6 protein-coding genes and 1 tRNA gene are annotated in these 7950 nt (G+C 47.2%); 3 read left to right on the forward strand and 4 right to left on the reverse strand.

The window, feature by feature from the left end; translation table 11 throughout:
• On the reverse strand, positions 1-245 hold a 245-nt coding region (locus VIM87_RS14300; protein WP_331997652.1), incomplete at its 3' end, for a DUF445 domain-containing protein.
• Positions 246-400: 155 nt separating this feature from the next.
• Between VIM87_RS14300 and VIM87_RS14305 the strand changes: the two genes are divergently transcribed.
• A tRNA-His gene (locus tag VIM87_RS14305) sits at positions 401-474 on the forward strand.
• A gap of 86 nt (positions 475-560) precedes the next feature.
• Here VIM87_RS14305 and VIM87_RS14310 read toward each other — a convergent pair.
• Positions 561-959, reverse strand: a complete 399-nt coding sequence (locus tag VIM87_RS14310) for a response regulator (protein ID WP_331997653.1) — start codon at positions 957-959, stop codon at positions 561-563.
• 853 nt (positions 960-1812) lie between these two features.
• On the opposite strand from VIM87_RS14310, the gene VIM87_RS14315 reads away from it, so the two are divergent.
• Together VIM87_RS14315 and VIM87_RS14320 are read left to right on the forward strand one after the other, a co-directional pair.
• Complete coding sequence (locus tag VIM87_RS14315) at positions 1813-4917, forward strand: TonB-dependent receptor (protein ID WP_331997654.1); 3105 nt, start codon at positions 1813-1815, stop codon at positions 4915-4917.
• A 163-nt stretch (positions 4918-5080) separates the two neighbouring features.
• Complete coding sequence (locus tag VIM87_RS14320) at positions 5081-5710, forward strand: hypothetical protein (protein ID WP_331997655.1); 630 nt, start codon at positions 5081-5083, stop codon at positions 5708-5710.
• Positions 5711-5955: 245 nt separating this feature from the next.
• On the opposite strand, the gene VIM87_RS14325 is transcribed toward VIM87_RS14320, so the two are convergent.
• A complete protein-coding gene (locus VIM87_RS14325) occupies positions 5956-7728 on the reverse strand; it encodes a DUF885 domain-containing protein (RefSeq protein WP_331997656.1) in 1773 nt (590 codons plus the stop codon).
• A 17-nt stretch (positions 7729-7745) separates the two neighbouring features.
• Positions 7746-7950, reverse strand: a 205-nt coding sequence (locus VIM87_RS14330) for a GNAT family N-acetyltransferase (RefSeq protein ID WP_331997657.1), incomplete at its 5' end; no start/stop codon positions are given.

Here is a 7950-nt window from a genome sequence, read left to right on the forward strand (position 1 = left end):
ATAATATTTTTGATCTTTTCGGGGTCGGTGAGCTTTTCGCGAATGTCGTCAAAGGATAACAGCTCATCTGCCACCAGCTTGCCCAGCTTTTCGGCAAACTGCCGCTGCCGTTTGGGGAAGATGCCCTGCAGGGTCATAAAACCGAGGTTCATAGGCTGCCGGGGATGGAACAGCATTTTAATGGCGATCCAGTTAGTGAACCATCCTATGAAAGCGGAGATGAACGGAATCAGGTAGATAGACATTGTAAGCTCACAGTTTTAAGAGAGCGCAAAGAAAGGGAAAAATGAGCAAATAGCGGCGGATTGTTAGGGGTACCTGGCAGGATAGAAATTTTTTGAGCAGCTATTTGGAAATTGAGAAGGTTTTCACTTATCTTTGCAGTCCGCAAAATGAAACGGTGGTTGTAGCTCAGTTGGTTAGAGCATCAGATTGTGGTTCTGAGGGTCGAGGGTTCGAGCCCCTTCATCCACCCGAAAAGGGAAGTCTTTCAAAAGGCTTCCCTTTTTTAATTTCTTAACCTGCTGCTGTTACAGTATCGTATTTCCAATCCGGAATTATCACAACAGCTCCACCATCCTCTCAGCTATCCGTTCCAACTCTTCAACACTTCGCGGTTTAATGAAATAGTCAATGGCGCCCAGCCGTAAGCACTCTACTTTTTCTGCTTTATTTTCCGAAGTGGTCCATACAACCACCGGAACCATTGATAAGGTTTTGTTTTCATCCAGCACGGCTAACACCTGCGCGCCGGACATAACCGGCATGTTGTAATCCATTATGATCAAATGGGGGAAGGTCTCCGCCGGACAATTTCTCAAATAATCCAGGGCCTGCATTCCATTATACACACTTTTTATTTGAAGTGGGATATTTTGCCTTAACAGTTCTTCTCTCAGAGCATAGTGATCATCCTGGTCATCATCAACCAGTAATATACACTTTGGGTTTTCAGTCATATACGCCTTTTTTTTGCTACACTCTCTCTATAAGGCAAAACTAAAGGACGATATGGACCGCAAAGTAAACTTATTTATTTAAAAATCAAATAAATATATATGCAAACTCATCTATTCGTATTTGTCACTTTTAGCTAATTACATATCACGAACAGCCGCGCAAACGGCATAACATCATGCCGCGCCATCTTCGCCTAAGCTCCCGGATCCAGGGAAAAAGCCGGGTAAAGAATACCCGGCAAAACCTATATACATCTACATCCAAAATGAGCAACTTTAAGTATTGGGACCTTATCTAAAATTGATTAATGTGCTAATAACATATGATAAGAGCAGCTGGGTACAACTACCCGGCCGGTACCGTTTTATCATACAACCAAAAATCTTGTTTGTACAGCGTCTTCATACATTAATGGGTTTATCATAATGCCATGACATGCCCACCGGCTGCCAGATTACAATGCAGCCTTATACGGCTCTTTACCATTAAATTACATTGTAAACGTTCGTTCCAAATTGTAAACCACCTGCAAACTATTGGGCTAAAACTATGCCGCAGCATCGTTTGCGAAGGCCCGCCAGCAGCGGGATCTGATGAGTATGTATAAGCCACACCTCAATTATGGAACCGGTTCTACAGAAGCGTTGCAACACTGATTCCATCCGATAACAATCATACACCCCGTTTAAGCAATTCCTCATTCCAGTAATAAATCCTTTATATAACGTTAATACTTTGTTAAACCGGGCTTAACCTTCGCTTTTAATATTTGCACCTTCTTAATCAAAAACCGTCATGATGAATCTTTTAAAAAGAGGGTCATTCTTCAGTATTATTCTGTGTCTGTATGCTATGTATTCAATAGCCCAAACCAACCTGGCAGGCATTTCCGGCAAAGTAAGCGGAACTAACAACACACCATTACCAGGTGCATTCATACTGGTAAAAAATGAATCAACAGGATTTCAGACAAGGGCTGTATCCAATGATAAAGGTGAATTTTTTCTGAAAGAGCTGCCCTTGGGCGCTCCCTATTCCATTACGGTTGAAGCAATGGGAATGGTATCCCAGAAACAAACCGGTTATGCGTTGAACCAGGGCGATCTGCTAAAGGTTACTTTCAGTATGGCCGAGAAGCTGACCGACCTGCAGGCCGTTGTGGTTACCGCAGGATCGCTTAAAAACAAGATTGAAAATATAGGCGCATCCACCGCTGTAACGGCAAGGGATATTGCAAAGCTGCCGGTGAACGGGCGTAATTTTACCTCGCTCATGGATCTTTCTCCTTTAAGCAGCGGCACTAACTTATCCGGGCAGCTGGCATCCGCCACTAACTTTACCATTGATGGTATGGCGGCCAGGGGTACTATTTCCGGCGGGCAGCCTACCGGCGCATACTCCATTACCATGGAAGCCGTGCGCGAGTTCCAGGTGGTTACCAACCAGTATGATGTTACGTATGGTAATGCAGGCGGCGGTACGGTAAGTACGGTTACCAAATCAGGTACCAACACCTTAACGGGAAGCGCCTTTACCTTTCTGCGCACCGACTGGCTATCCAGCCAGTATGGCCTGAACGGGCAGAAACGTAATCAGCCCTTTTCCACCTACCAGTATGGCTTCTCAATCGGCGGCCCTATTATTAAAGACAAAGCGCATTTCTTTTTTGCCTGGGATCACCAGGAAGATTCTCATCCTTTATATATAGCCAATATCCAGTCAGCGGCTGACGAAAAAAGATTCAATGTAACACAAGCTACGCTGGATCAGTTCCTGACCATTGCAAGGGGTAAGTATGGCGTTGCCGCCACGCCCCAGTTTGGCCAGTTTGATAAAAAGAAGAATACGCATGCTGTTTTCGGAAGGATCGACTGGCAGTTAAACCAGAAGAACCTCCTCACTATCCGGGACAACTTTATTTATGATATGGATAACCAGTCAGATGGTGATAATACTGCTATTAACATCTATGAGGTATACAGCTCCCGCAAAAGCTTAAACAATAGTTTGATCGCCTCGCTGCGTACTTCCATCAGCTCTAACCTGACCAATGAGCTGAAGCTGCAGCACTATTGGGAATACAATAAACTGTTTGCCAACGATCAGCTGCCGGCAGCTAACATTCCCAGAGCTATTGTACAGAACATTCAATCCAAAGCCAGCGACAGCTCTACCGTAACCACTGCCATTCAGTTAGGCGGGCAGCGTTATGGCGGCGACTATTTCAATAATAACCTGGTGCAGCTGATAGATAATGTATACTGGAATACTGATAAGACCCGCTTTACCTTTGGCGGCGGTGTTACATTTACTAATCAGAACTCCATTTACGGAAGCGAAACCAATGGCCGCTTTTATTTTACCGGCCTGAATAATTTTGATAACCTTACGCCTTACCGTTATGCAAGGGATATTTATTTAACGGATGATCATAACATCAAGTTCAATATCCTGGCGCCTAATGTTTATGCGCAGATGCAAACAAGCCTGTTCCCGGGGTTTGACATCACTGCCGGTGTGCGCGTGGATTATACCGCATACCTGGACCACGCGAACTATAACGAAACCGTGTTCAATACACTTGGTTTAAATACCGCTAATAAGCTGAGGACCTTACAGGTGCAGCCCCGTATCCAGGCCACCTGGGATGTAGGACAGAACAAGCGTGATATTATCCGTGTAGGCGGTGGCATCTTAGGCTCTGCGCTGAATCCTTATTCCATGATCAACAATATGCTGTTCGATGGTTCACATATCGTTGGCGTTGATCTTACCGGTGCAATGGTGCCCAGCCCGAATTTTGTATCCTACCGTAAAGATCCTTCATCTGCCCCCGGTATGGACCTGCTGAATAATCCCAATGTGCCTAAGCTGGCCACCATCAATATGAATGGTAAAGATGCCAAAGTACCTACCGTTTATAAGGCTAATGCATCCTATTCGCATTTCTTTAACGAGAATTTCAGGATGAGCGTGAACGGTTACCTTACCTTTGGCCGTAACAACTATACGTATGTAGACCGTAACATGGTAGAGCAGCCCTACTTCCGTATTGCTGCCGAAGATAACCGCGGGGTATATGTACCTGCATCTACCATCAATGCAGGCAATGGCGCGGCCGACTGGACCCAGAGCCGTAAAACAACGCAGGTAGGCCGTGTGCTGGAGCTGGAAAGCACCGGAAAGGTAAACCAGATGGCATTTGTAGTAGACGGTAGCTACCGTTATTTCAGAGATGGTGAAATTGCTTTTTCTTACACCTGGAATCAAACCAAGGACAACACCTCCTATAACGGTAACGTAGCAAATACCGCAACACTGGTGCAATACATAAAAGACGATCCGCGCGATCTGAGCAAAACAACCTATTCCGATAACCAGTTCAGAAATAAGATAGTGGTGTACGGCACAGCGCCTACCTTCTGGGGTATCAGCGCCGGTGTTCGTTTCTCCGGCATTGGCGGCACCCGTTATTCCCTGGTAGTTAACGGGAATGTTAACGGCGACTTTGTTGCCACTAACGACCTGGCTTATGTATATGATCCCAATTCCGCCAGTACGCCGCAGTACCTGAAAGACGGTATCAATGCCATCCTGGCAAATCCCACGGTAGAAAAGGGCACAAAAGATTATATCCGTAAAAGCTTTGGCAAGATCGCTGAGCGGAATGGCGGTGTAAACCCCTTCTATGGTGTATTTGATATAAGGCTGGCAAAAAAGATCAGGACGTTCAGGAAACAATACCTGGAGATCTCCATGGATATGTTTAATGTGGCTAACGCATTAAACCGGGACTGGGGCGTGAACCATAATGTTGGCGCAACCAGCTTGTATACGATCAAGAGCTTTGATCCCGCTACCAATACCTATAAGTATGCGGTTAATACCAATGCAGGTGTTTCTGCTTTAAGTGGTAATCCTTACCAGGTACAGATAGGTGTGAGATATGGATTCTGATAATGCTGAATAATCCACCCGAACGGGAAGTCTTTCAAAAGGCTTCCCGTTTTTATTTTGTTTACCTCCGCCATAACAGCATCCGTTTCCCGCCCTTCGGTCCTGAAAACTATGTTTTTTAGTTTTTTGCTAAAAATATTAGCTTTACAGAAAAAGCAGGGCTATGCCAGTTGAATTAGAGGAGGTTAGAATGGGCAATTATTTTGCCCTGGGAAAGGAGGTGATCAGGATCTCAGAGCATCACTATCCTATACTGATGGCGTTGTGCGATCAGCTGCAACCCTTACGCTTACAGGCGCCCCGCCTGAGCAAGCTGGGTTTTAACCTGGTGCGCCCCCAGGATTTTAATAACTGGACCAAAGTACACCATGGCCTGCCCGTTTTCCTGAAAGCGGCTGGCAATAACCGCTATATACTGCAATTCACCGGGTACGATAAGGTGCGGGTGGTAGAATACATTCACGAGCTGCAGAACATCTGGTACTGGTTATTTGCAGAGCCCCTGCAAAAGAAAGAAGACCTGCCCCAGGGGCCCGATAGCCCCGGCGCCCTTGCCAACCACGCCTATCAGCCTTTTTATCTTACCTGGGACTGCCAGTTCCTGATCTGTACAAAACCGCATGTGTTATGGCGCATTACCAGCGATAAGCCCCTGTTTGAGCATGCGGGTAAAAAGCTGGGATTAAAGCTCATGCAGGGCCAGGCCGGTAATACCTTACAGAACCAGGCCATAGAATGGCTAAAGATGGAGCTGCGGAGAATGCCGGCGTTAACAGAAAAGGGCGCATCCTGATACTGTATAAAGAGCTAATCCCCCCTGGCTGCCTGCTGCAATGGACTTATTGGCATCTCCAACCTGTAAAGCCAATTCTGCATTCAATACGTCGACTGTAAGGTTTTTCTGTACTAAGACAATCTGTTGCAGAGAAGGGATAAGCCCCCTATAAGCCCTCTATACTCCCCCTGTGAGCTCCCTATAAGCTCACCCTTATAAGAGGGGGCTTATAGGGAGTGTATATACAGGTAAATATTTGCTTATTAATGCTTCTTCACCAGCCCGGCCGCCCATTCATCCAGGTAACTTTCCAGTACGGTCAGCGGCATATCACCCTGCTGTAACAAGGCCGTATGGAAGCTGCGCAGGCTAAAGGCCGGGCCCAGCTGCCGCTCGTATTTTTTCCGCAATGCCTGGATCTTTAATTCCCCGATCTTGTAGGTAAGCGCCTGCGCGGGAAAGGCCATGTAGCGCTCTATCTCAGCTATGGCAATGGCTTCGCTCACCGGCTCATGGGCCATCATGTAGGCAATGGCCTGCTCACGCGTCATTTTACCGGTATGGATACTTACATCCACCACCAGCCGTATAGCGCGGTGCATCTCGTTGTTCAGCGCGCCCATTTGCTGGTAAGGGTCGGTGTAGCAGCCCAGCAGCGGGCCCAGTGATTCGCAATACAGGGCCCATCCCTCAATAAAACCCTTAAAGGAAGGCAGGCGCCGGAAAGCCGGCAGCGACTTATTTTCCTGCTGCAGCGAGATCTGGAAATGGTGCCCGGGAATGGCTTCATGAATAAAATTCACCTCCAGCCCGTAAAAAGTAACATTCACCTTGGTTGCATCCGGCACAGGTACATAAAATACACCGGGGCGGGTAGCATCTGCAGAGCCAAGCACATATGCCGGCCCGGCCTGCGACGCTTCGCGGAAAGCCTCAAACCGCCTGATCTCAAAAGGTGTTTTAGGGTATAGCTCAAACAAGGCGGGCAGGTGCGGTTTTATCTTTTCATAAATACGGCGGTAAGCATCCAGCACCTGCTCCGGTGTGGTAAAAGGCGTGAACTTAGGATCTGTTCTCAGGTAATGAAAGAACTCCTGCAAAGTGCCTTTAAAACCGGTTTGCACTTTCAGCGCTTCCATGCGTTGCGTAATACGCGCTACCTCTTGTAAGCCGGTTTGGTAAATGCTTTCCGGGCTTTCATCCGTAGTGGCATGCAGGCGTATATAGTAGCGGTAAATGGCTGCGCCGCCCGGCAGGGCCGACAGGCCTGCGCTGTCTGTAGCAGCGGGCAGATAAGTGTTTTGCAGGTAGTCGGCCAGCCTTTTAAAAGCCGGCAGCAGCTGCTGTGCAAGTACCTGTTGATAGGCCTGTAGTATGCGTTGCTTATCTGCTGCGGCAAAGGAACCCGGCAGGTGCTTTAAGGGCTGGTAAAACACATTCGTAGCAGTATCTGTTGTTGCCAGGGCAGTCATTTGCGGAATGATTTTTATAACCAGGGTCTTAGGCAATACTAAACCGGTTTGTATGCCTTTGTTAAAGTTGGCTATGCAGGTATCCAGCCATGGAACAAAGGCAGTAAGCCGTTTCAGCCAGTTATCATAATCCTTTACGGTATTAAAGGGCTGTGCAGAGATACCGGTACCTAACTGCCCTATGAGCGCAGGCGTAGAGGTGAACTGATTTACCGGCATGTATTCCAGGTGCAGCGCTTTCTTTTCCAGGCCGGTTTCCAGCAATTCCTGCAGTACGTCGTACGAGATGCGGTCTGCTGTAGTTAAGCTGCTGCGCTGAACAGTATGTAATGCCTGCAGGTATTTTTCGTAAAAGCTATGCTCCTTTTCCAGGAAGGTAGCGGAAATATCATTCGGCAGCTGATCATCATAGCGGTGATCGCCGGCAAAGGTGGCATCCAGCGGAAAAAGCTGCTGGTATTCCTGCTGATAATCTTCAAATAAGCGGTGCAGCTTTTTTGCCTGTGCGGCAGCAGTGGTCATGGCTGTTACTGCTATCATCAATAGCAGTGCAACCTTCTTCATGTTCCTCATAAAAGTTGTTATAATGTTTTTACCATCCACACAGTGCAGCTGTAATGGCCCGAAAGGCCCAGTGGTGCGGTTAAGTATTCAAACCCCATTTTTTCGTATAAGGGAATAGCGATGTGCAGCTCGGGCATAGTTTCCAGGTACATATGCGTGTAACCTTTTTCGGCAGCGGCCTTACAACATTGTGCTATCAGCTGTTTGCCCCATCCCTGGCCC

It is taken from the genome of Chitinophaga sp., assembly GCF_036569125.1.
Taxonomy (GTDB): Bacteria; Bacteroidota; Bacteroidia; order Chitinophagales; family Chitinophagaceae; genus Chitinophaga.

Coding starts and splice junctions, on each gene's coding strand:
- VIM87_RS14315 (WP_331997654.1), top strand. CDS start 1,813: ATGTATTCAATAGCCCAAACCAACCTGGCAGGCATTTCCGGCAAAGTA.
- VIM87_RS14325 (WP_331997656.1), bottom strand. CDS start 7,728: ATGAAGAAGGTTGCACTGCTATTGATGATAGCAGTAACAGCCATGACC.
- VIM87_RS14320 (WP_331997655.1), top strand. CDS start 5,081: ATGCCAGTTGAATTAGAGGAGGTTAGAATGGGCAATTATTTTGCCCTG.
- VIM87_RS14310 (WP_331997653.1), bottom strand. CDS start 959: ATGACTGAAAACCCAAAGTGTATATTACTGGTTGATGATGACCAGGAT.